The following is a 22,283-nucleotide window of genomic DNA, read 5'->3' on the forward strand; positions in this document are numbered from 1 at the left end:
CCCAGTGCGGAAAAGCGCAAGGTTAGTGTTGGAATTCTGGGCCCCGGCTTTCGCCGGGGTGCACATCCCCTATCGGCAACTACCGCTCGAAACCGGCCGTAAGCCTAGAGATAATTGACGGTAAGCGTGAAGGTGCCGCTATAGTCGCCTGCGGGTTGGTTCGCGGGGACGGTCAGCGTGCCGCCGATATAATAGGTCTGCACACCGCTTGGCAGCAATGTCGCGCCGAGCAGCGCGATGCCGCCGCCGCTGGTGCTCGCTGCGCGTACGAGGGTGGCGGTCATATTGGGCGCGCCGCCGCCGGCACGAACCAGCGTGACGCTGGTGTCGCCCGATACGGTGATGAGCAACAGGCCGCCGGTTCCCTGAAACACGGCGCGCTGCGTGCCCGCCCCGACGGGCGTCACACCGCCCGTCGTCGTGCGCGCGCCGGTGACGGCATTGATCGACACCGTGCCGCCGGTCGGGCCGCTGATCATCGTGCCGAAATCGAGATCGTCGGTCTTGATCAGCGTGTTCGGGCGAACGATCGCCGCATTGACGATACCGTTGAGGTCGGCGGCATGCGCCGGCGCAGAGTGCGCCGCACCTGCCGTAGCCGCGGCGATGGTCAGGGCGCACGCAGCCCCCCGACAGTTTCTGGTCCCTCGAATCCCCACAGATTCTGCTCCTGTCTGGCACATCTTATGCCAGCCGGACGTGAGTCGTTGATGCAGGAGCTTGGTAAAGGCGAGGTTTACTTTTGACGTCGTGCGTCAGGCGTGATCGGCGCGCCGCCGCCGTTTAACCTTTGTCGGCGATCCCGCCGATGAGGATGAAGCGCCGGTCGCAATAGCCGCAGTCGGCAAACCCGTCGTCGGTATCGATTTCGAGCCACACGCGCGGATGGCCGAGCGCCGCATTGGCGAGGCCGTCGCCGGTGCCGTCGCAGGCGATGCGGGTCTTGGGCGTGCGAATGGTTTCAGGTGCGGGCTGGGTCATCGATCGCGCCCATAGCAAGCGCGCGCGGCGCTCGCAATCGGTCAGCGCAATCGATGGGGCATTACGGCACCGGCAAATATCCTGCGGACATAAGTGGTCCCCGGTGCCGTCTTCCCCCACAGAAGCTCTAGAGATAGTTCAATGTGATCGTGAAGGTGCCGCTGTAGTCGCCGGGCGCCTGGTTCGCGCCGACCTCGAGCGTTGCGCCGACCGGGAAATTATAGTTGCCGAGCGCGCTGTCGATGCGGAACCGCGTCGGCGAGGTCGACAGGATCGCGGTCGGGGTGCTGCCGATCTCGAAATCGCGTACGCGCATGCGCGTCCCGGGGCCGGTGATCCAGATATTGTTCGATCCGAGCGAAATATTGACCTGGCGCTGCGGTGTCCCGAGTCCAGCGAAGCGTGCGGGCTCGCCGTCGTTCCCCACGAGCGTCGCGCCGCCGGTGCGGGTGCGACTGCCGTCGGGGGCAAGCCGCACCGTCCCGGCACTTCCCGACGCGATGATGCTGCCGAAGTTGAGGTCGCTCACCTTGAAAAAGGAAAGCGGTCGAAGCACGATGGCTTCGGCCTCGCTCTGCGCGCTGCCTTGCGCCAGCACCGGCGAAGCGGCGGTGGCGCCCAGAAAGAGCGCAAAAATGGCTAGGCCGCGCTGCGCAGGCAGCGGGCGAATGATGTGTCTGGTCCTCACGAAATTCGTCCTAGCGGCGAGTTTCCAATTTAACGTTAATGCGGCGCTGAGCAAAAAATCGGGCACCGGAGAGAAGGCTTTCGCGCGGGCGGGCGCGCGGCTATGGAGGCGGCCATGAGTGAAGCCGCTATCCGCATCGACGCCGTCTCCAAACTCTATGCCGGCGGCAAGCAGGCGCTCGACAATGTCAGTTTCGACGTGCCGCGCGGCCAGATCTTCGGGCTGCTCGGGCCGAACGGCGCGGGCAAGTCGACGCTGATCAACATCCTCGCGGGTCTCGTCAACAAGACGAGCGGGTCGGCGAGCATCTGGGGCTTCGACATCGACGCCGACCCGCGCAACGCCAAATATTCGATCGGCATCGTGCCGCAGGAAATCGTCTTCGACCCCTTTTTCACGCCCTATGAGACGCTCGAGAACCAGGCGGGGCTGTACGGTGTGCCCAGGGACAAGCGCATTTCGGACGCGCTGCTCGCCGCGGTGCATCTCAGCGACAAGCGCGATGCCTATGCGCGCACGCTGTCGGGCGGCATGAAGCGCCGCCTGCTGGTGGCAAAAGCCATGGTGCATTCGCCGCCGATCATCGTGCTCGACGAGCCGACCGCGGGGGTCGACATCGAGCTCCGCCAGCAGCTCTGGGAATATGTGCAGTCGCTCAACGACCGCGGCGTCACCGTGGTGCTGACGACGCATTATCTGGAGGAAGCCGAGGAACTCTGCGACCGGATCGCGATCATCAACCATGGCAAGCTGATCGCGAACAAGCCGACGCGCGAACTGGTCGACATGGCGCGCGAAAAGATCGTCGTCGTGACGCTCGATGCCGATATCGATGCCCTGCCGACGCATCCGGCGTTCGAGAAGATCGAGCGCGAGGGCGAGCGCGGCCTCGCCATCAGCTACAACAAGGACCGGATGAACGCGGGCGAGGTGCTCGCCGCGGTGGGTGCAATGGGCCATGGCATCGTCGACGTCTCGACGCGCGAGGCCGACCTCGAAGATGTGTTCCTCAACCTGACGCGCGCGGCGAATGGCTAGCGCTTCTCTTTCCGTTCGCATCGAGCGAAGTCGAGATGCCCATCGGCGAGGCTCAAGGTCGCGGGGTGTCTCGACTTCGCTCGACACGAACGGAAATTGAATGACTGAAAATCTCTCTCACGACGTCATCATCGTCGGCTCGGGCGCTGCGGGCCTCACCGCCGCCATCGCGCTCGCCGACCACTGCCGCGTGCTCGTGCTCGCGAAGGGCGAACTGACCGGCGGATCGACCGCGTGGGCGCAGGGCGGCATCGCGGCGGTGCTCGACGCGGGCGACACGTTCGAGAATCATATCGAGGACACGATGATCGCGGGCGCGGGGCTCAACCGGCGCGAGACGGTCGAGTTCGTCGTCGAAAATGCCCCGCACGCAATCGAGCGGCTGATCGAGATGGGCGTGCCGTTCAACAAGGAGGCCGAGGCGCTCCATCTGACGCGCGAAGGCGGGCATTCGCACCGGCGGATCGTCCATGTCGATGACGCGACCGGTTGGGCGGTGCAGGCGGCGCTGCTCAAGACCGCCGAGGCGCATCCGAACATCACCCTGCTGCCCGGGCAGGCGTGCATCGACCTCATCACCGGGCGGCACGAGGAGCGCTATTCGGGCTCGGGGCGCGTCTGGGGCGTCTATGCGCTCGATGAAAAGAGCGGAAAGGTCCACGCGCATGTCGGCCGTGCGACGATCCTCGCGAGCGGCGGCGCGGGGCGCGTCTATCAGTTCTCCACGGCGCCGCGCGGCGCGACCGGCGACGGCATCGCGATGGCCTGGCGCGCGGGCTGCCGCGTCTCGAACATGGAGATGATGCAGTTCCACCCGACCTGCCTCTACAATCTCGACGTCAAGAACTTCCTGATCACCGAGGCGGTGCGCGGAGAGGGAGGAATATTGAAGCACCCCGTCACCGGGCATCGCTACATGCCCGATTATGACGCGCGCGCCGAACTCGCGCCGCGCGATGTCGTGGCGCGCGCGAACGACGACCAGATCAAGCGCTTCGGACTCGATTATGTCCACCTCGACATCAGCCACAAGGATCCCGATTTCGTCGCGGGGCATTTCCCGAACATCTATGAAAAGCTGCTGACGCTTGGGCTGGACATGACGAAGCAGCCGATCCCGGTGGTGCCCGCGCAGCATTATACGTGCGGCGGAATTCTGATCGACCTTGACGGGCGCACCGACCTGCCGGGGCTTTACGCCGCAGGCGAATGTACCGAAAGCGGTCTCCACGGCGCCAACCGCCTCGCCTCGAACTCGCTACTCGAATGCTTCGTTTTCGGCGAGGCGGCGGCGAAGGACATCGTCGCGCGCTGGGACCAGCTCGAACCGCCGCCCGCGATCCGGCCGTGGGACGCAAGCCGCGTGACCGATTCGGACGAAGAGGTCGTCATCAAGCAGAACTGGACCGAGATCCGCCGCTTCATGTGGAATTACGTCGGCATCGTGCGCACGACCAAAAGGCTCGAGCGCGCGCAGCACCGGATCAACATGATGACGCACGAAGTCGGCGACTATTACGGCCATTTCCGCGTCACGACCGATCTCATCGAGCTCAGAAACCTGCTCCAGTGTGCCGAGCTGATCGTGAAGAGCGCGCTCCACCGCAAGGAAAGCCGCGGACTGCACTATACGCTCGATTACCCCGACATGCTGCCGCAGGCGGTCGATACGGTGCTGGTTCCGTAAATGGCGCGGCGGCCGCGCGATACCCGTCTTCCGCCCCCTTTTCTGAAGCGCGCCTGGCTGCCCGAGGGCGAAGCGGGCGGAGTCGACTGGCCCGACTGGGCCGATCCCGAAGACTATCCGTTCAGCATGCCGCTGCTTCGCGACGGGCTCGACCTGCGGTTCGAGCGTCCGGTGACGATCGTCGTCGGCGAGAATGGCTCGGGCAAATCGACGCTTCTCGAAGCGATCGCGACGATGGCGGGGTTCAACGAAGGCGGCGGCGCGCAAGGGATGGCGGCGGTCGGCCAGGGCTATGCGTCGGGCGCCGACGGCGGCGCGCTCGGCCATGTCCTGCGGAGCGCGTGGTTGCCGCAGGTCAAGCGCGGCTGGTTCTTCCGCGCCGAAACCTTCTTTTCGGTGGCGCGCTATCTGGACGAGGCCGGCTCGACGCGCGCCAATTTCCTGGCGGCGTCGCATGGTGAGGGGTTTATCGATTTTTTCGAGGAGCGCCTTGGCGAGCAGGGCCTCTATATCCTCGACGAACCCGAAGCCGCCTTGTCGCCGCAGCGGCAGTTCGACTTCCTGAAAATCCTGCGTCGGATGCAACGCGCGAACAACAGCCAGGTCATCATGGCGACCCACTCGCCGATCCTGATGGCGCTGCCCGACGCCGATCTGTGGCAGATCGATCCCTTTGCGATCCAGCCGGCGACGCTGGAGGAGACGGCACATTACCGGCTCTACCGCGAATTCATCCTCTACCCGCACGAGACGGTCGAGGCGATGACCGAATAGGCGTCAGCCGCCGACGCCGAGCAAGCGCCCGACAAGGATCAGCACGATCGCCCCGATCACCGAAGCGAAGCAGCCGGCGCGGTGGAAGTCGCCGCGGCCGCGCGAGGTCGCGAGGCCAGCGAGGAGCGAACCGCCGATGCCGAGCAGAATCGTCGCGATCCAGCCCATCTGCACTGCGCCGGGATAGAAGAAGCGCGCGAGTGCGCCGATGATCAGCCCCGAGATGATTGCGCCCACGATGTTGATCATGCGTTGAATCCTTCGTTGAGGAAGCGTTCGGCGAGCGCCGCGTGCAGCGCGGCGCCGCGCGCCATCACGCTTTCGTCGAGCACCATATGGTTCGAGTGGAGGCCGCAGCATTGGCGCCAGTCGCTGCCCGCCTCGCTCGCGCCGAGCCAGAACATCGCGCCCGGCACTTTTTCCAGGACGTAGGAGAAATCCTCGGCGCCCATCACCGGATTGTCCATCGTGAGCCAGGCTGCCTCGCCGAACGTCTCCTCGACGACTGACTGGCCGAAGCTGACCGCGCGCGCATCGCAGATGGTGACGGGGAAGCCCTCCTCGATCGTCACCTCGGCGGTGCAGCCATGCGCCTCGGCGATCGCGGGGGCGAGGCGCTTCAACTCGCGTGCGACCATCGCGCGCCGCTCGGGCGACAGCGTGCGGATCGTTCCGAGCATCTCGGCGGTTTCGGGGATGATATTGTTCGTCGTGCCCGCGGCGATCTTGGCGATCGTGACGACCGCGGGGTCGAAGACCGAGATGCGGCGCGTGACCATCGTCTGGATCGCGGTGACGATCGCGCAGGCGACGGGGATCGGGTCGATGCTGTCGTGCGGCATCGAGGCATGGCCGCCGGCGCCCTTGACGCTGATCGACAGGACATCGGACGAAGCGAGCAGCGGCCCCGCGCGCCCCGCGAAAATCCCGTGCGGCGCATTGGGCATGATGTGGAGCGCAAAAGCGGCATCGGGCAGCGGGTCGATGATCCCGTCGTCGAGCATGAAGCGCGCGCCATGATGGCCCTCCTCGCCCGGCTGGAACATGAACATCACCGTGCCGGGCAGCCGGTCGCGCGCCGCGCACAGCAGCTTCGCCGCGCCGACGAGCATCGCGACATGCGTATCGTGCCCGCACGCATGCATCGCGCCGCTGATCTCGGAAGAGAAATCGAGGCCGGTATCCTCGAGCAGCGGCAGCGCATCCATATCACCGCGCAGCAGCACGGTGCGCCCGTTCGCGGGCCCGCGCAAAATGGCGATCAGGCCGGTGGTCGACGGCCCCTCGCGAAATTCGAGCGGCAGCCCGGCGAGTGCATCCTTGATCTTCGCGAGCGTTTTCGGATTCTGCAGCCCGAGTTCGGGCTCGCGGTGGATCGCGCGGCGAAGGTCGACGAGGTCGGGGAGGAGGGTTTCGGCCTCGGCGGGCCAGCTTCGGGCTATCTCGCTCACTTCTTTCCTCCAAACAGCTGTCGTCCCGCGAGGTCGAGCATGATTTCCTCGCTGCCGCCGCCGATGGCGTTGACGCGGACCTCGCGGTAGATGCGTTCGACCTTGCTGCCCGTGATATAGGATGCGCCGCCGAGCACCTGTGCGGCCTCGCGCGCGACGGCCTCCAGCATCCGCGTTGCCTGGACCTTGAGCATCGCGAAGTCGGCGGGGCGGGCCTTGTCGTGCTTGACCTGCCAGGCGGCGAGGTCGACCCATGCCTGCGTCGCTTCGATCTGGCGTTCCATGTCGGCGAGCTTGATGCGGATCGACTGGTGGCCGACGAGCGGCTTGCCGAAGGTCTCGCGGCTCTGCGCCCATTCGGCCGCTTCGGCCATCGCGACGCGGGCATAGGCGCAGCAGCCCATCGCCATGCCGAGCCGCTCGCTGTTGAAATTGCGCATGATACCGATGAAGCCGCCATTTTCCGGCCCGATCAGATTTTCGGCGGGGACGCGGACGTCGCTGAAATGAATCGCGGCGGTGTCGCTGCACCGCCAGCCCATCTTGTCGAGCCGCGTGCGCTCGACCCCGGGCGCGTCCATCTCGATCAGCAGCAGCGAGATGCCCGCCGCGCCCGCGCCGCCGGTGCGCACTGCGCAGGTCAGCCAGTCGGCGCGCATGCCGCTGGTGATGAACATCTTGCCGCCGTTGACGATGTAGCTGTCGCCGTCGCGCACCGCGGTGGTCTTGAGATTCGCGACGTCGCTGCCGCCGCCGGCTTCGGTGATGCCGAGCGCGATGATTTTTTCGCCCGCGAGCACCGGTGGCGCCACACGCTGTTTCAACGCTTCCGAGCCGAGCGCGAGGATCGGCGGCAGGCCGATGCCGTGCGTCATCAGCGACGCTCCGAGCCCGCCCGCGCCGACCGCGGCGAGCTCTTCGGTCAGCACGAGCCCGTGGAAATTGTCGAAGCCTTCCGAATGGCCGCCATATTGTTCGGGATAGCGCAGCCCGAGGATTCCCGCTTCCGCCGCCTTCTTGTGGAGTTCGCGCGGCAGCTCGCCCTCGGCTTCCCAGCGGTCGATGTGCGGCGCGATTTCGCGTGCAACGAAGCGGCGGACGCTTTGCGCCAGTGCTTCATGGGTTTCGTCATAGTAGGGCGAGCGGGCGCGCCAGTCGTCGAAGGCTGTCATGCACCGATGCTGCGCGGCGTTGACGGGAACGTCAAGTGAGGCTTGCGCCGTGCGTCCAAGCACCTAAGGTCGCGCGCCATGAACATGTCGCACCTGCTCGCCGGCCTCGCCGCACTCGCCCTCCTGTCCACCCCCGTCCTGGCGCAGAAATCGCCCGAAGCGACCGCCGAAGCCGCGCTCAAGACGGCGCCGGTGTTCGACGGGCATAATGACGTTCCCTGGGCGCTGCGCGGACGCGTCGACAATATGATCAACACCTTCGATTTCCAGGATACGACCGATACGGCGAAGCCCGACGCGACCCCGCCCGAGATCGCGATGCACACCGACCTGATGCGGCTGCGCAAAGGGCATGTCGGCGCGCAATTCTGGTCGGTTTATGTGCCGAGCAACCCGAACGAGCAATTGGCGGTGCAGCAGACGCTCGAGCAGATCGACGTGATGAAGCGGCTTGTGGCGCGCTACCCGAATGACCTCGCGCTCGCTTCGACCTCGGCCGAGCTCGAAAAGGCGATGAAGGCAGGCAAGATCGCCGGGATGCTCGGCATGGAGGGTGGCCATTCGATCGGCTCGTCGCTCGCGGTGCTGCGCCAGATGTACGACCTCGGCGCGCGCTACATGACGCTGACGCATTCGAAGAATCTCAGCTGGGCCGACGCCGCAACCGACGCGCCCGCGCACGACGGTCTCACCGATTTCGGGCGACAGGTCGTTCGCGAAATGAACCGCATCGGCATGATCGTCGACCTCAGCCACGTCAGCGAAGCGACGATGAAGGACGCGCTCGAAACCTCGCACGCGCCGGTGATGTTCAGCCATTCGGGGGTGCGCGCGGTCAACCCGCACCCGCGCAACGTCCCCGACAGCGTCCTGCCTGCGGTCAAGGCGAATGGCGGGATCGTCATGGTCGTGCTGCTGCCGAGCTTCCTCGACGCCGATGTGCGCGCGCAGGGGCTCGCGCGCACGGCCGAGGCGGCGCGGCTGAAGGCGCTCTATCCGGGCGATCCGGCGGCGGAAAAAGACGCTCTCAAGGCATGGGACGCGGCGAATCCGGCCCCGACGACCAGTGTTGCGAAGGTGGCGGATCATATCGACCATCTCAGGAAGACGATCGGGGTCGAGCATATCGGGCTCGGCGGCGACTATGACGGGATGGATTCGGCGCCCGTCGGCATGGAGGATGTGTCGGGTTACCCCGCGCTGTTCACCGAACTCGCGAAGCGCGGCTACAGCCAGGCCGATCTCGAAAAGATCGCGAGCGGCAACATGCTGCGCGTGCTGAAGGCGGTCGAGGCCTATGCGGCGAGCCAGAAGGGGCAGCCGCCGATCGAAACGCCGGTGGCGAAATAAGGGTTCAGGCGCGGCGGCGGAACGGCCAATCCACCGCCCCGCTCGCCCACAGCGCCCACCAGATGATCAGCGGCTGCGCGGCAAGGCGCGGGCCGTGGTACCACCAGCCGAGCGTCTCGCCATTGATGGCGACATTGGCGAGAGCGTGGTGGAAATGGGCGGGCCAGACGCAGAGCGCATAAAGCGCGAGGCCCCAGCCCGCCGCCTTGCGCGCCCGCGCGATCATCAGCCCGATCGCACCCGCGATTTCGGCGATGCCGGTCGCGGCGACGACGAAATCGGGCCGGGGTATCCATGGCGGCGTGATCGCGACAAAAGGCGCGGGCGTCGCGAGATGCCGATAGCCCGCATAGCCATAGGCCAGCGCCAGCAGCCAGCGCAGCGCGGTACGGATCGTTACGCTCAACGCCCGATCGCGGCGAGCATCGCTTCGATACTCGTGAACTTCTCGCGCGGATTGCCGTCGAGCGCGGCGGCGATCTCGGCCTCTTCAATCCGGCGCCAGTCGCGGAACGTGACCGGCGTAACACCGCGGCTCGACAGCAGCGCGTCGAGGCCCGGCCGCCCCGCCTTGCCCGCGCCGCGGCCGATATCGTCGAGCACCATCTCGCCGATGCGCGCGCCGTCGGGCTTGTTGGTCCCGATCGTGCCCGATGGCCCGCGCCGCGCCCAGCCAACCGCGTAAAGACCCGGGAGAATACGCCCTTCGTCGCTCGCGAAGCGTCCGCGGCCGTGCTCGTACGGCACGCCGGGGATCGGCGGCGTCTGATAGCCGATGCAGCTGATCACTAGCCCGGCGTCGATCGCATAGGTCTCGCCCGTGCCATGACTGCGCAGGTCGGCATCGAGCGTGGTGCGCTCGACGATGATGCGCTGGGCGCGGCCCCCGTTTTCTCTGGCGCCTTCGATCGCGACCGGCATCGCGAAGAAATCGAAATCGATCGTCACCGGCTTCGCGACCGGGTTGGCGCTGAAGCTGCGCAGGTGCGTCACCGACTTGCGCATCCCGGGTTCGAGCATGGCATCGTCGCCTTCGGGCGGCAGGTCGGCAGGGTCGACGCGCGGACTGGCGCGTTCGAGATGGCCGAGCTCGCCGAGCTCCTTCGGCGTCATCGCGATCTGGTGCGGACCGCGTCGGCCGAGGATCTGGATGTGACGCACCGCGCTCGCTTCCAGCGCGGCGCGTGCGTGCGCGACGATGTCGCTGCCGGCAAATTCCTGCGGCGTTTTGGCAAGGATGCGCGCCACATCGAGCGCGACATTGCCATTGCCGATCACCGCGACGCCCGGCGCGTCCAGCGGCGGATCCAGGTCGGCGAAGTCGGGATGGCCGTTATACCAGCCGACGAAGGCGGCGCTTCCGATCACGCCGGGCAGGTCGGCGCCGGGAATATCGAGCGGCCGGTCGTTCGGCGCGCCGGTCGCGAGAATCACGGCATCGTAGAGATCGACCAGTTCGTCTACGCCCACGTCGCTGCCGACCGAAACATGGCCGACGAAGCGGACATTGTCGGTCAATGCGGTACCTTCGTACCGGCGCGACACTGCCTTGATCGACTGGTGATCGGGGGCAACGCCGGTGCGGATCAAGCCATAGGGGACGGGCAGGCGATCGATGACGTCGACCGCGATATCTTCCGCTTTTTGCAAGGTTTCGGCGGTATAATAGCCCGCCGGCCCCGACCCGACGATTGCGACGTGACGCATCAGCCCACTCCTTATGGGTAGTCCGCGCCGGGGCGCAGCCCCCTTTGTTGTCGGGGCGATGCTAGCGGCGAAATGCGTCAGGGCAAGCGGACTTGTTCGCGCGGCTCCAGCGGCCTTGACAGCAGCGCCCCGCAATCATATTGCGCGCCCCTCCTTGCCCCGTCGTCTAATGGTAAGACTACGGATTCTGATTCCGTCTATTGAGGTTCGAATCCTCACGGGGCATCCATCACCCTTTCCCGATTTTCCGGTTGAACCGCTGCCACGGCTTTCCTGTGCCGGGAAGACGCGTGAGGAAGTGCTCGTCGAATATGAGACGCCGCGCCCGGGGGGGTGGCGGGCGTCCGCCGCGATCCGCAGCTTTACGGAAAAGCGGGGAGCCGGACAGGTAGGATGCTCGCCTGCCAATTCGTTGGCCATAGGGAGAAAACGGAAAAACCCCTATGTTCATCATCCCTGTCGCGTCCGGTTAACACGGCTCCACAGTTTTCCGCCGGCGGGGCGGCGAGTTCGTGAGACGGAACGGACACGCGGAGGGGGTGGCCCGATCCGTCTCGCCATCCTTTTGAACCGCGAGGCCGTGCCCCGGTAAGATGCGAGACGTGGCGGGCGCATTGTACCAAGCCCGCCAAAGCCGGTCCGATGGTACATTGGCATTCGCACCTCTCGGGTCTGCACCGTCACGGCGGCCATGCTAGCTTTCCATCGACCGGACGCGATCTGCGCCCGAACATTCGGAAAGGGCAGTGCCATGAAGATCGTCGTGATCGGCGGAACCGGGCTCATCGGTTCAAAGGTCGTCAGCAAACTGGGAGCGCTCGGGCATGACGCGATCGCCGCTGCGCCGAACACCGGCGTCAACACGCTGACCGGTGAGGGGCTGGCCGAGGCATTGGGGGGCGCCGAGGTCGTGGTCGACCTCGCCAACTCGCCGACCTTCGACGAGGCTGCGATCGATTTCTTCAAGACCGCGGGCCGGAATGTCGCCGCGGCCGAAAAGGCGGCCGGCGTCGGCCATCATATCGCGCTGTCGGTCGTCGGGACCGAAAAAATGGGAGTCAGCCCCTATTTCATCGCCAAGCAGGCGCAGGAAGAGCTGATCCGCGCCAGCGGGATTCCCTATACGATCATCCACGCGACGCAGTTCATGGAATTCCTCCGCGGCATCGGCCAGTCGGCGGTGGTTGGCGACGAGCTTCGCCTGTCGCACGCCTTTATCCAGCCGATGGCGGCCGAGGACGTTGCCGACGCGGTGACCGCGGTCGCCGTCGCTGCACCTGCCAACGGAATCGTCGAGATCGGCGGACCCGAAAAATTTCACCTCGACGAAGTCGTCGGCAAGGTGATGGCGTTCGACGGCGATGCCCGCCCGGTCGTGGTCGATCCCGAGGCGCGCTATTTCGGCCTGCGGCTGGAAGATGACTCGCTCATCCCCGGTCCCGGCGCAAAACTCGGCTCGACGCGCTTCGACTGGTGGCTGGAGAATGTCCCGCCGCCGCCGAAGAAATAATCAGCAACCGCGATTTCTGGGAGATCCTCATGCTCAAGACCATCTGTATCTGGACCGCCATCATCCTCGGCATCGGCGCCGAAGCGAACGGGCTTTTCATGCTCGCCTCGCCCGCGGACTGGTATTTCGCCGTGCCCGGCGTCACGACGACCGGCCCGTTCAACCAGCATTTCATCCGCGATATCGGGCTGATTTTCCTGTTCGTCGGAACCGCGCTCCTCGTCGGCGCCTTTCGCCCGCAATATCGCGTGCTGCTCTGGACCGCCGCGACGCTGTGGCTCTGGGGCCACGCGCTCTTCCACTTCTGGGAAGTCGCGGTCGGCATTTGCGGCCCTGATGCGCTCGCACGCGATTTTCCGGCCGTCACCCTGCCGGCGATCCTCACCGCGCTGCTCTCGATATGGGCGATCGCCGATGCGCGCCGGACGCGGGCAGCCTGATCATACCCCAAGAAGATAATCAGACAGACAAGGAGACGATGATGACCCCTCGCATGAATATTTTCCAGGCCGCGCCCGACGCGATGAAGGCGATGCTGGCCGTCGAGGCCACCTTCGAAAATTCGGGCGTCGAGCACAGCCTGATGGAACTGGTGAAGCTGCGCGCATCGCAGATCAACGGGTGCGCCTTCTGCATCTATATGCACGTCAAGGATGCGACCAAACATGGCGAGAGCGACATGCGCATCCACCTGCTCGACGCATGGCGCGAATCGCCGCTGTTCACCGACCGCGAGCGCGCCGCGCTGAACTGGACCGAATCGCTGACGCATGTCGCCGATACGGGCGCGCCGGACGCGGATTACGAGCTTTTGAAGGCGCATTTCGACGACAAGGAAATCGCCTATCTGACCGTCGCGATCGGCGCGATCAACTTCTGGAACACGATCCAGATCGGCCTGCGTGCCGTCCATCCGGTCGAACGCGCCGCCGCGGCCTGACGAGCCCCCGGGTGCCGGACAGCCGACCCTGCCGTCCGGTACCGACCCGTCGCCGGGACACCGCCCGCCGGTGCCCGGCGGCCCCCTTTTTAGGAGACGATCGATGAAGCTCTATTACTGCCCCTGGGCGTGCAGCCTGGCCGCGCATATCGCGCTCCACGAAGCGGGCGTTCCGTTCGAGAATGAGAGCGTCGATATCCGGACGAAGATCACCGCGAGCGGCGCCGATTTCAACGGCGTCACGCGCAAGGGCTATGTCCCCGCGCTCGCGCTGGACAATGGCGAGGTCGTGACCGAGAATATCGCGGTGCTCGACTATCTGGCGGGCGTCTATCCGCAGTTGGGGGTCGAAGGCCCGCTCGGCCGCACGCGGCTGGTTGAGGCGCTCGCCTATATCTCGACCGAGCTGCACAAGAGCTTCAAACCCTATTGGCACAATGGCACCGACGAGCAGAAAGCCGTCGCGAGCGCCTATATCACCGCGCGGATGCGTTACCTCGGCGACACGATCAAGGGCGACTATCTGTTCGGCGAAGAGCCGACCGTCGCCGACTTCTACCTGTTCGTGAACACGCGCTGGGCCGAACGCTTCGGCGTCGAGATCCCGGCCGCGATCGCCGCGATCCACGAGCGGCTGAACGCGCGGCCCGCGGTGCAGGCGACGCTCAAGGCCGAGGGGCTCGCCTGACCTCTCTTGCTGCCCGGCAATTTGTGCTAGGCCCGATCGATCAACCTAGCAGCGACCGGAGACCCCGATGCCGACGCGCCCCTTCGATTTTCCCAACGGCGATGGCGATCGCCTGTCGGGCCGGCTCGAACTTCCCGTCGGTTCGACCAAGGCGTGGGCGCTGTTCGCGCACTGCTTCACCTGCGGGAAGGACAACAAGGCCGCGGTGCGGATTTCGCGGCGGCTGGCGGGCGCCGGTATCGGCGTGCTGCGATTCGATTTTACCGGCCTCGGCGCCAGCGAAGGCGATTTCGGGGCGTCGGGGTTCAGCCATAATGTGAAGGATCTGGTCGCCGCGGCCGACGCGATGACTGCGGCGGGAATGCCGCCGATGCTGCTCGTCGGGCACAGCCTTGGCGGCGCGGCGGTGCTCGCGGCGGCGGGGTCGCTGCCCGGGGTGCATGCGATCGCGACGATCGCGGCGCCCTTCGATGTCGAGCACGCACTCCACCAGTTCGATCCCGGCGGGCTGGAGACGATCGAGCGCGAGGGAAGCGGCGTCGTCGCGATCGGCAGCCGGCCCTTTACCGTCCGCCGCGAATTTGTCGCCAGTCTGCGCGAGCAGGATCAGGGCGCGCGCGTCGCGGCGCTGAAGCGACCCCTGCTGCTTCTGCATTCGCCGATCGACCAGGTGGTCGGGATCGAGAATGTCACGAACCTCTATCTCGCGGCCAAGCACCCGAAGAGCTTCGTCTCGCTCGACGGCGCCGACCATCTGCTCAGCAACGCGCGCGACGCCGATTTCGCGGCCGACATGATCTCGGCCTGGGCCGGGCGCTACCTGCCCGCGATGCCGCCGACCGCCGCCAGCCAGTTCGATGCCGAGGCCGAAGAAACGCGGCTGGGCAAATTCCAGCTCGCGATGCGGGCGGGCAAGGCGGCCTTCATCGCCGACGAACCCGAAAGCGCCGGCGGATTGGGATCGGGGCCGACGCCCTTCAACCTGCTCTCGGCCGCGCTCGCCGCCTGTACGACGATGACGCTGCGCCTCTATGCCGATCGCAAGGGATGGCCGGTCGAGCGAATCCGCACCGGCGTGACGCACCGCAAGGACAAGGGGTTCGAGAAGCCCGACATCTTCAGCCGCCGCGTCGAGATCGAGGGGGCGATCGACGAAGCGCAGCATGCCGAATTGCTCGGCGTGGCCGATCGTTGCCCCGTCCACCGCACGCTCGAGACCGGATCGCGCTTCGAGGCGACCGAAGCGGGCTGGGCCGACCCCGTGCCGGCCGGAGGCGACGCGCCCGCTTAGTGCATGGCGATTGTCGCCTCTCGGTCCTGCCGCGCCTTGCGCGGCGCGGCTAAACTCCGGGAACGGCAATCGCAGCGCGGAGTAAGGCGTCATGAAAATCACGATCATCGGTGGAACGGGCCTGATCGGCCGCAGGCTCGCCAGGCTCCTGCGCGAGCAGGGGCACGACGTGTTCGCCGCGGCGCGGTCGACCGGCGTCGACACGATCAGCGGCCGCGGGCTTGCCGACGCGGTCGCGGGCGCCGACGTCGTCGTCGATGCCTCGAACTCGGGTTATGGCGACGCCGCCGGCATGCGGCGTTTCTTCGCGGCATCGAGCGCCAATATCCTTGCCGCCGCGCGCGCAGCTTCGGTCCGGCATGTGGTCGCGCTGTCGGCGGTGGGCGCCGACCTGCTGGCGGGCGGCTATTTTCGGGCCAAGCGGGATCAGGAAGAGCTGGTGATGACCGGCGGCGTCCCCTTCACGATCGTGCGCTCGACGCCCTTTTTCGAGTTCGTCTACAAGATCGTCGATGCCGGCGGCGAGGGCGACCGGATGCGACTGGCCCCCGTCACGATGCAGCCGGTCGCGGCCGACGATGTGGTTCGCGCGCTGGCGCGCATCGCGACCCGCCAGCCAGCGGACGACGTGGTCGAAATCGCCGGACCCGACCGCTTCGTCCTCGCCGATCTCGCGCTCGCAGTGCTCACCGCCAACGAAGATCCGCGCTCGATTTCGGTCGATCCCGAGGCGCTCTATTTCGGCGCGCGGTTCGCGGGCGAGCCGCTGACGTGCGACAAGGCGCCGCAGCTCGCGCCGACGCGGTTCGAGGACTGGCTGCGCGAATGGATCGCCTTTGCCTGACCTTCGCGGGCTACTCCGCGCGGATGCGGACGATCGTGTCCTCGTCGACCATATTGTCGAACCAGGTGATCAGCACCGACCGGAGCAATATCTCGTTCGTCGCTTCGGCAAAGAGGGTCAGCGAGGCATGGAGCTTGCCCGTGTCGGCGTCGCCGAACACCTCGCGGGCGCTCGTCCGCACCAGCTTGAACAGCGTCTCGACGCATTCGCGGTAGCGGTTCCCGAGCGTGGGGAAGGCGAGATAGGCGGACGCCTCGTCGAGCGACGAGAGGGCATAGGGGCCGGCCGCCTCCCCTTCCTGCGCGAGGCGCGGAAAGATGAAATCCATATAGGGCGTGCACATCGCGCCGCGGCGCAGGATGTCGAGCGCGTCGTCATAGGTGTCGGCCTGTGCCGCGACGAAGCGGTCGAGATGATATTCGTCGATCATGGCGCCCCCCTTCAGCCCGCAACGACGTCGGCATATTCGGGATGCCGGCCAAAGAAATTGACCATGAACTGACAACGAAGCACCGCCTTGCGGCCGGTCTGGCGCATCAGATGGACGGCGCCGTCGGCGAGCTGCGACGCGATTCCCATGCCCCAGAATTCGGCCGGGACCTCGGTGTGGATCAGCACCAGCCGGCCTTCGTCGTCGACACGGTAAAAGGCGGCCGCGGTCGAACCGTCGGGCAGGTCGAGCTCGAAACAGCGCTTGTCGATATTGTCGATGACTTCGGCATCCATGGTCGTTCACCTCGCAGGAAAGAAACCAAGCCAGCTTAGGCGGCGCATCCTTCGGCAACAGACCCAAGGGCTGCGGATATGCCTGTACCGTCGGCGCGCCCTGCCATGGTCAGGGCCGGAACCTCGCTATCGGTCCATCGCTCGGCGACCACGACGAGTTCGCGCTCGGCGCGCTTCAGCGCCATTTCGCGCTCGACGGCGCGCGCGAATTGCAGCGGCTGCGCATCGACGAACTGCGGATCGGCGACGCCGATGAAGCCGAAGGCGGCGCGCAGCGAGGGGGTGAGCGCGTCCATCGTTGCAAAGGGCGTTCCCGGGCGAAGATCGACGCCGCGGGTCGTCACGAACAGGGTCTTCCTGCCGCCGAGCGTGCCGATGTAGCGCCCGTCGGCGGTCGCGACATAGGTAAGGCCGCCGCGCACGATCATGTCGACGAAGGCCTTGAAGGCGGCGGGCATCGTCCAATTGTGCATCGGCATCGCGAACAGCAAGGCGTCGGCATCGAGCAGGCGGCGGCAGAGTGCGTCGGAGGGAGCAAGCGCCGCGCGCATGTCGGCGGTCCGCTCCTCCTCCGGCGTATAGGTCGCGGTGGTGAACAGCTCGGTCATCGCGGGCGCCGCCTCGGCCGCGAGGTCTAGATAGTCGACCGACAGCGCGGGAAGGCGGGCGGCGAGCTGATCGACGAAGAAGCGCGAGAGCGCGCGCGAACTCGACGTCGCACCCTTGGGGCTTGCGTCGACATGCAGCAGTTTCATTCGTTCCTCCCTTACGCGGCTCGTGCGGGCAGATGCACCGGCGCAGGATCGTCGATCAGCGCCGCGAGCGTATCGCACGCCTTGTCGAGTATCTGTTTCCGCAAATTGGTGACGCACAGCAGCAGTCCGGGCCGGGCTTCGGCCGGACTGGCGTACCAGACCGACAGCGGGCATGGCGCGATGCCGAGCTCGGGCGCGCGCTTTGCGAGCGCGACGTCGTCGTGGCCGCGCGGCAGGTGCGCGATCACGGCGAGACCGGCGAACGCATCGACCGCGATCGACGGGTCGAGCCTTGCGTGCAGGTCGTCGCGGCGCTCGCGGTACAGCGATTTCATGTGGCGCAGGTGGCGGAGGAAATGGCCGTCGGCGAGGAAGTCGGTGAGCGCGAGCTGGGTCGTCACATTGGGTGCCGGGTTGAGATAGCCCGCGACCTCGCCGAAGCGTTCGGCCAGCGCGAGCGGCGCGACGACGAAGCCGAGCCCGAGCGCGGGGCTGATCGTCTTGCCGAAGGTGCCGATATGGATGACGCGTCCTGCGGGGTCGTCGGCCGCCATCGCGGGGGCAGCACGGCCGCCGAGCTGCAACTCGCTGAGATAATCATCCTCGATGATCCACGCGTCTTCGCGCGCCGTCCAGGCGAGCAAGGCACGCCGGCGTTCGGGCGACAGGGTGACGCCGGTCGGCGCCTGCTGGCCCGGGGTGACGATCGCGAGCGCGGCGTCGGGCGCGGCACGGACGCCGAGGTCGACGCGGATACCCTTGCCGTCGACGGGAACGGGGACTGGCTTCAGCCCCGCGATGGTCAGCGCCATGCGCGCGACGGGATAGCAGGGATCCTCGACCCATGCCGTGCGTCCGTGCGCGCCGAGGGCGAGCAAGGTCAGGCTGAGGCCATTCTTGTAGCCGGTGGTCAGGATGATCTGGTCGGGATGGCAGCAGATGCCGCGGGTGATCGCGAGCTGCGCCGCAATCTGCGCACGAAGATCGGGCTCGCCGCGCGGATCGGTCGGCCCGACGGGCGCCATCGCATTGGCGCGTACAGCGCGGGTGCGAAGGCGGGCCCAGAGCTTCGCCGGAAAGGCGTCCTGTGCCGGCACGCCCATCTGGAACGGAAGCGGTTTCAGCGAGAAGCCGCGTTCCAGGTCCTGGAGCGGGCGCGCGATCCGGATCGGCTTGACCTCGGTGAGGCGCGGCACGGCGCGTTCGGCGACGCGGGTACCCGCGGCACCGGCCGAATAGACGAGCAATTCGTCGGCGAGGGCTTCATAGGCCGCTTTCACCGTGCCGCGCGAAACACCGAGCTGTGCCGCCATGTCGAGCCACGACGGCAGGCGCGTCCCCGGTCGCAGGCGGCCTTCGACGATCGCCGCGCGCAGCGTGCTCATAATCTGCGTGGTAATCGGTGTCGATTGCGACCGGTCGATCGCGATGGCGACCCGTCCGGCGTCCCATGGTGCAGTCATCTCATCACCCCTTGGTACTGGCGAAACCCGTTCGATGAGCACGAGGCTATGCCCGCACCATTGGTGCTGTCGAGGCGGGGGGACCCTATGCGAAGGTTCAGGGTGCACCGCCTCACGGGTTAGGGCGGCGATGCTTTCCGGCCCGCGGGCGCGGCGGATTTGGTACAATCGGCTTTTCAGCTCTCGTGTCTGACCCGGTCCGGTTCGCCTGCCTATCCTCTCCCATCATCCGGCCGTCGCCGGCCGCGCGAGGAGGATCGAATGAACGACAATAGCGCCGTGAGCCGCGAGAAGATCTTGCACGCGCTGTATGAAGCTGCCGAGCTCGAACAGAATCTGATGTGCACCTATCTCTATGCCGCGTTCAGCCTGAAGGACGGCGCGAGCGAAGGGTTGGACGCAGCGGAAGCCGAGGCCGTGGCACGCTGGCGACGCACGATCCTCGATGTCGCGATCGACGAGATGAGCCATCTGGTCGCGGTGTGGAACATCACCGCGGCGCTTGGCGGCGCACCGCGTTTCGGGCGCGCCAACTTCCCGCTCGACCCTGGCTACCTGCCCGCCAGCATCACGGTAAAGCTAGCGCCGTTCAGCCCCTCGGTGATCCAGCATTTCATCTTTCTCGAACGGCCCGAAACCTCGGATGAACCCGATGGTGAGGGGTTCGCGCTCGCGGATGCGCCGACGCGTACAACGGTCCCGCCGCGATTGACTCCGGCGGGTTATGATTATGCAACGATCGGTCATTTCTATCAGACGATCGAGGCCGATCTGAGAGCGCTCGCCGGGACGATCGGCGAGGAAGCGCTTTTCTGCGGCGATCCCGCGTTGCAGATGTCGCAGGCCGAAGTCAGTCTTGGCGGCGCCGCGCCGGTCACCGGTCTTGCCAGCGCGCTCGCCGCGCTCAACGAAATCATCGAGGAAGGCGAGGGCGCGCCGGCGCACCGTGACGGCTCGCACTTTCAGCGCTTCGTCGCTGTGCAATCGGAAATGCGGCAATTCGCGTCGGCGAACCCGGGCTTCGCGCCCGCGCATCCCGCGGCGGTCAACCCGGTCCTGCGCAAGCCGCCGCGGCCCGAAGGACGGGTATGGCTGGAGGATGCCGACGCGGTGGCGGCGGTCGATCTGGCGAACGCCATTTATGCGCTCGCGCTCCGCCTGCTTGCAGGCGCCTATGCTGTGCCGCAGACGAACCCCGACAAGGCGCTCTATACGGGCTGCGCGATCGGGCTGATGCACGCGCTGACGGCGGTGGCCGAGCGCGCCGCGCGGCTCCCCGCCGGGCCGTCGAACCCGGGGTGCAACGCGGGGGTGTCCTTCACCGCGCTGCGCGATGCGGCGGCGCTGCCACCCGGCGTGAGCGCGCGGCATCTCTATCTCGAGCGCGCCGAAGAACTGGGCGCGGTCGCCGAAGCGATGGACCCTGCCGATCCCCGCTGCGCCCGCGCGGCGCTTATCCTGCAGAAACAGGCGGCGCGGCTGCGCGATACGCCAATCGGGACTCCTGTCGCAGCGGCCGCGCCCGTCGCATTGGCGTCGCCCGCGCCGCCGCCACCGGCAACGGCGTCGGCCGACGGGGTCGACCGTGCCGAGGGCAAGGACGTCACCGTCATGTTCGACGGCAAGCGCTGCATCCATGCGCGTTTCTGCGTGACGCAGGATCCCGCGACTTTCCTCGCCGACGTCGACGGACCGTGGATCATCCCCGACGCCTCCGACGCCGACACTCTCTGTTCGGTTGTTCGCCAATGCCCGTCGGGTGCGCTGTCCTATGAACGCCGCGACGGCAAGCCCGAGCCGGTGCCGCCGGTCAATCTAATCGGCCTTCGCGAAAACGGTCCCTATGCGGTGCGCGCCGACCTCGCGATCGACGGCGAGAAAGCGGGATATCGCGCGACGCTGTGCCGCTGTGGCGCGTCGAAGAACAAGCCCTTCTGCGACAAGTCGCACAAATATATCGGCTTCGTCGCGACCGGCGAACCCGAGACACGCAAGACAGCCAAACTGGCGGTGCGCGACGGGCCGCTCGCGGTCGAGCCCGAACTCGACGGCCCGCTACAGATACGCGGCAATCTCGAGATTCTCAGCGGGACAGGCCGCACCGTTGCCAGCGTGCAAAGCGCGCGGTTGTGCCGCTGCGGTGCGTCGAAAACCAAGCCCTTTTGCGACGAAAGCCACCGCAGGATCGGCTTTCGCAGCAATTGAACCACACGCTTTCTCTCTCTCTCTCTCTCTCTCTCCCTCCCCCCCCCAGGAAAGGCCCACTATGAAAAGTCTGGAAAACAAGGTTGCGGTGATTACCGGCGGCAACAGCGGCATCGGGCTCGCGACCGCGAAACTCTTTGCTGCCGAGGGCGCCAGCGTCGTCGTCACGGGTCGCCGCCAGCAGATCGTCGACGCCGCCGTTAACGAGATCGGCGCCGGAGCGATCGGCATCCGCGGCGATGTCGCCGACCCCGACCATCACCGGAATGTGGCGGAGATCGTCCACGAGCGGTTCGGTCATGCCGATATTTATGTGGCGAACGCGGGGGTCAACACGATCACCTCGTCGCAGCAGGTGTCTGAAGACGAATATGACGCGCAATTCGCGATCAACGCGCGCGGGACCTTTTTCGGGGTCCAGAAGATCGCGCCGATCCTGCGCGACGGCGGCTCGATCATCCTCGTCGGCTCGCTCGCCAGCGACAAGGTGCTCGACGGCCACGCCGTTTATGCCGGTACCAAGGCTGCGATCGGCGCCTTCGCGCGCAGCTGGGCGCTCGAGTTCAAGGCGCGCGGCATTCGCGTGAACATGCTGAGCCCCGGCCCGACCGAGACCGCGATCCTCGAAAAACTGGGAGTGGCGCCGGACGATCGCGGTGCCTTTATCGACATGATGTCGGGCGCGATCCCGCTCGGCCGACTCGGCCGGCCCGAAGAGCTTGCGCGCGCGGCGCTGTTCCTCGCGTCGGATGCGTCGAGCTTCGTCACGGGCATCAACCTGCGCGTCGACGGCGGCATGGCGCTGCTTTGATCCGCGTGGCTTCGTCACTGCGGGGCGAGGGCAAACCCCTTGCCCCGCGAACCGCCGATTTGTATGATATCTGGCGATGCGATGAGGGGCGCGTTCGATGACGGATCGATCCCCGCCCGCGCGCCGTCCCGAACCCCCTAGCCCCGAAAGCCCGGCCATGATCAGCACCGCCGCCAGCGAAGAAGCGCCGCTCGTCCTGATC

General features: G+C 66.5%; 24 protein-coding genes and 1 tRNA gene. 13 read left to right on the forward strand and 12 right to left on the reverse strand.

Features of this window, described 5'->3' with window-relative positions:
- Positions 1 to 104: 104 nt before the first annotated feature.
- From VGD20_RS12735 to VGD20_RS12745, 3 genes are all read right to left on the reverse strand, one after another.
- Positions 105 to 659: a DUF4402 domain-containing protein gene (locus tag VGD20_RS12735; RefSeq protein WP_331134803.1), complete on the reverse strand. Its 555-nt coding sequence runs from the start codon at positions 657 to 659 to the stop codon at positions 105 to 107.
- A gap of 124 nt (positions 660 to 783) precedes the next feature.
- On the reverse strand, positions 784 to 981 hold the full coding sequence (locus VGD20_RS12740; protein ID WP_331134804.1) for a zinc-finger domain-containing protein: 198 nt from the start codon (positions 979 to 981) through the stop codon (positions 784 to 786).
- Between the two features lie 127 nt (positions 982 to 1,108).
- The gene (locus VGD20_RS12745; RefSeq protein WP_331134805.1) at positions 1,109 to 1,669 is read right to left on the reverse strand and encodes a DUF4402 domain-containing protein; all 561 of its coding nucleotides are present in this window, start codon (positions 1,667 to 1,669) and stop codon (positions 1,109 to 1,111) included.
- A gap of 114 nt (positions 1,670 to 1,783) precedes the next feature.
- Here VGD20_RS12745 and VGD20_RS12750 point away from each other — a divergent pair, with 114 nt between their 5' ends.
- The 3 genes from VGD20_RS12750 (at position 1,784) to VGD20_RS12760 (ending at position 5,168) form a co-directional block, all read left to right on the forward strand.
- Positions 1,784 to 2,707 carry an ABC transporter ATP-binding protein gene (locus tag VGD20_RS12750; protein WP_331134806.1) on the forward strand — a complete coding sequence of 308 codons (924 nt, stop codon included), beginning with the start codon at positions 1,784 to 1,786 and terminating at the stop codon, positions 2,705 to 2,707.
- A 100-nt stretch (positions 2,708 to 2,807) separates the two neighbouring features.
- Positions 2,808 to 4,394 carry an L-aspartate oxidase gene (gene nadB / locus VGD20_RS12755; RefSeq protein WP_331134807.1) on the forward strand — a complete coding sequence of 529 codons (1,587 nt, stop codon included), beginning with the start codon at positions 2,808 to 2,810 and terminating at the stop codon, positions 4,392 to 4,394.
- Positions 4,395 to 5,168 carry an AAA family ATPase gene (locus VGD20_RS12760; protein WP_331134808.1) on the forward strand — a complete coding sequence of 258 codons (774 nt, stop codon included), beginning with the start codon at positions 4,395 to 4,397 and terminating at the stop codon, positions 5,166 to 5,168. It begins immediately after the preceding gene.
- 3 nt (positions 5,169 to 5,171) lie between these two features.
- Here the strand turns inward: VGD20_RS12760 and VGD20_RS12765 are convergent, their stop codons facing one another.
- Genes VGD20_RS12765 through VGD20_RS12775 form a run of 3 tightly spaced genes read right to left on the reverse strand, consistent with a single transcriptional unit; the run spans position 5,172 to position 7,791 of the window.
- Complete coding sequence (locus VGD20_RS12765) at positions 5,172 to 5,417, reverse strand: GlsB/YeaQ/YmgE family stress response membrane protein (RefSeq protein ID WP_331134809.1); 246 nt, start codon at positions 5,415 to 5,417, stop codon at positions 5,172 to 5,174.
- Positions 5,414 to 6,619, reverse strand: a complete 1,206-nt coding sequence (locus tag VGD20_RS12770; RefSeq protein WP_414714575.1) for a M20 metallopeptidase family protein — start codon at positions 6,617 to 6,619, stop codon at positions 5,414 to 5,416. Before VGD20_RS12770 ends, VGD20_RS12765 begins: the two co-directional genes overlap by 4 nt.
- Positions 6,616 to 7,791 carry an acyl-CoA dehydrogenase family protein gene (locus VGD20_RS12775; RefSeq protein ID WP_331134810.1) on the reverse strand — a complete coding sequence of 392 codons (1,176 nt, stop codon included), beginning with the start codon at positions 7,789 to 7,791 and terminating at the stop codon, positions 6,616 to 6,618. The genes VGD20_RS12770 and VGD20_RS12775 overlap by 4 nt, the downstream gene beginning before the upstream one ends.
- Before the next feature lie 78 nt (positions 7,792 to 7,869).
- On the opposite strand from VGD20_RS12775, the gene VGD20_RS12780 reads away from it, so the two are divergent.
- Positions 7,870 to 9,141 (forward strand): dipeptidase, encoded by a 1,272-nt coding sequence (locus VGD20_RS12780; protein ID WP_331134811.1) that lies wholly within the window; start codon positions 7,870 to 7,872, stop codon positions 9,139 to 9,141.
- Positions 9,142 to 9,145: 4 nt separating this feature from the next.
- Here VGD20_RS12780 and VGD20_RS12785 read toward each other — a convergent pair whose 3' ends face one another.
- Positions 9,146 to 9,547, reverse strand: a complete 402-nt coding sequence (locus VGD20_RS12785) for a DoxX family protein (protein WP_331134812.1) — start codon at positions 9,545 to 9,547, stop codon at positions 9,146 to 9,148.
- A complete protein-coding gene (locus VGD20_RS12790; RefSeq protein ID WP_331134813.1) occupies positions 9,544 to 10,848 on the reverse strand; it encodes an FAD-dependent oxidoreductase in 1,305 nt (434 codons plus the stop codon). Before VGD20_RS12790 ends, VGD20_RS12785 begins: the two co-directional genes overlap by 4 nt.
- Before the next feature lie 155 nt (positions 10,849 to 11,003).
- Here VGD20_RS12790 and VGD20_RS12795 point away from each other — a divergent pair.
- From VGD20_RS12795 to VGD20_RS12825, 7 genes are all read left to right on the forward strand, one after another.
- Positions 11,004 to 11,077 (forward strand) — tRNA-Gln (locus VGD20_RS12795).
- 522 nt (positions 11,078 to 11,599) lie between these two features.
- Positions 11,600 to 12,358: an SDR family oxidoreductase gene (locus tag VGD20_RS12800; protein WP_331134814.1), complete on the forward strand. Its 759-nt coding sequence runs from the start codon at positions 11,600 to 11,602 to the stop codon at positions 12,356 to 12,358.
- 29 nt (positions 12,359 to 12,387) lie between these two features.
- The gene (locus tag VGD20_RS12805) at positions 12,388 to 12,798 is read left to right on the forward strand and encodes a hypothetical protein (RefSeq protein ID WP_331134815.1); all 411 of its coding nucleotides are present in this window, start codon (positions 12,388 to 12,390) and stop codon (positions 12,796 to 12,798) included.
- Between the two features lie 38 nt (positions 12,799 to 12,836).
- Positions 12,837 to 13,298 carry a carboxymuconolactone decarboxylase family protein gene (locus VGD20_RS12810; protein WP_331134816.1) on the forward strand — a complete coding sequence of 154 codons (462 nt, stop codon included), beginning with the start codon at positions 12,837 to 12,839 and terminating at the stop codon, positions 13,296 to 13,298.
- 103 nt (positions 13,299 to 13,401) lie between these two features.
- Positions 13,402 to 13,986, forward strand: coding sequence for a glutathione S-transferase N-terminal domain-containing protein (locus VGD20_RS12815; protein ID WP_331134817.1), 585 nt, complete (start codon positions 13,402 to 13,404; stop codon positions 13,984 to 13,986).
- Positions 13,987 to 14,053: 67 nt separating this feature from the next.
- A complete protein-coding gene (locus VGD20_RS12820) occupies positions 14,054 to 15,277 on the forward strand; it encodes a bifunctional alpha/beta hydrolase/OsmC family protein (RefSeq protein WP_331134818.1) in 1,224 nt (407 codons plus the stop codon).
- 91 nt (positions 15,278 to 15,368) lie between these two features.
- Positions 15,369 to 16,121 carry an SDR family oxidoreductase gene (locus VGD20_RS12825; protein WP_331134819.1) on the forward strand — a complete coding sequence of 251 codons (753 nt, stop codon included), beginning with the start codon at positions 15,369 to 15,371 and terminating at the stop codon, positions 16,119 to 16,121.
- Positions 16,122 to 16,131: 10 nt separating this feature from the next.
- Here VGD20_RS12825 and VGD20_RS12830 read toward each other — a convergent pair whose 3' ends face one another.
- From VGD20_RS12830 to VGD20_RS12845, 4 genes are read right to left on the reverse strand one after another with little or no spacing between them, the layout of a single operon-like run.
- Complete coding sequence (locus VGD20_RS12830) at positions 16,132 to 16,551, reverse strand: DUF1810 family protein (protein ID WP_331134820.1); 420 nt, start codon at positions 16,549 to 16,551, stop codon at positions 16,132 to 16,134.
- Between the two features lie 11 nt (positions 16,552 to 16,562).
- Positions 16,563 to 16,847 (reverse strand): GNAT family N-acetyltransferase, encoded by a 285-nt coding sequence (locus VGD20_RS12835; RefSeq protein WP_331134821.1) that lies wholly within the window; start codon positions 16,845 to 16,847, stop codon positions 16,563 to 16,565.
- Positions 16,848 to 16,882: 35 nt separating this feature from the next.
- Positions 16,883 to 17,602 carry an FMN-dependent NADH-azoreductase gene (locus VGD20_RS12840; RefSeq protein ID WP_331134822.1) on the reverse strand — a complete coding sequence of 240 codons (720 nt, stop codon included), beginning with the start codon at positions 17,600 to 17,602 and terminating at the stop codon, positions 16,883 to 16,885.
- A gap of 11 nt (positions 17,603 to 17,613) precedes the next feature.
- Positions 17,614 to 19,065 (reverse strand): PLP-dependent aminotransferase family protein, encoded by a 1,452-nt coding sequence (locus VGD20_RS12845; RefSeq protein ID WP_331134823.1) that lies wholly within the window; start codon positions 19,063 to 19,065, stop codon positions 17,614 to 17,616.
- Positions 19,066 to 19,326: 261 nt separating this feature from the next.
- Here VGD20_RS12845 and VGD20_RS12850 point away from each other — a divergent pair, with 261 nt between their 5' ends.
- Positions 19,327 to 21,270, forward strand: a complete 1,944-nt coding sequence (locus VGD20_RS12850) for a ferritin-like domain-containing protein (protein ID WP_331134824.1) — start codon at positions 19,327 to 19,329, stop codon at positions 21,268 to 21,270.
- A 61-nt stretch (positions 21,271 to 21,331) separates the two neighbouring features.
- Positions 21,332 to 22,081, forward strand: coding sequence for a glucose 1-dehydrogenase (locus VGD20_RS12855; RefSeq protein WP_331134825.1), 750 nt, complete (start codon positions 21,332 to 21,334; stop codon positions 22,079 to 22,081).
- Positions 22,082 to 22,283: the final 202 nt, after the last annotated feature.

Source organism: Sphingopyxis sp., from assembly GCF_036402335.1.
Classification (GTDB): Bacteria; Pseudomonadota; Alphaproteobacteria; order Sphingomonadales; family Sphingomonadaceae; genus Sphingopyxis.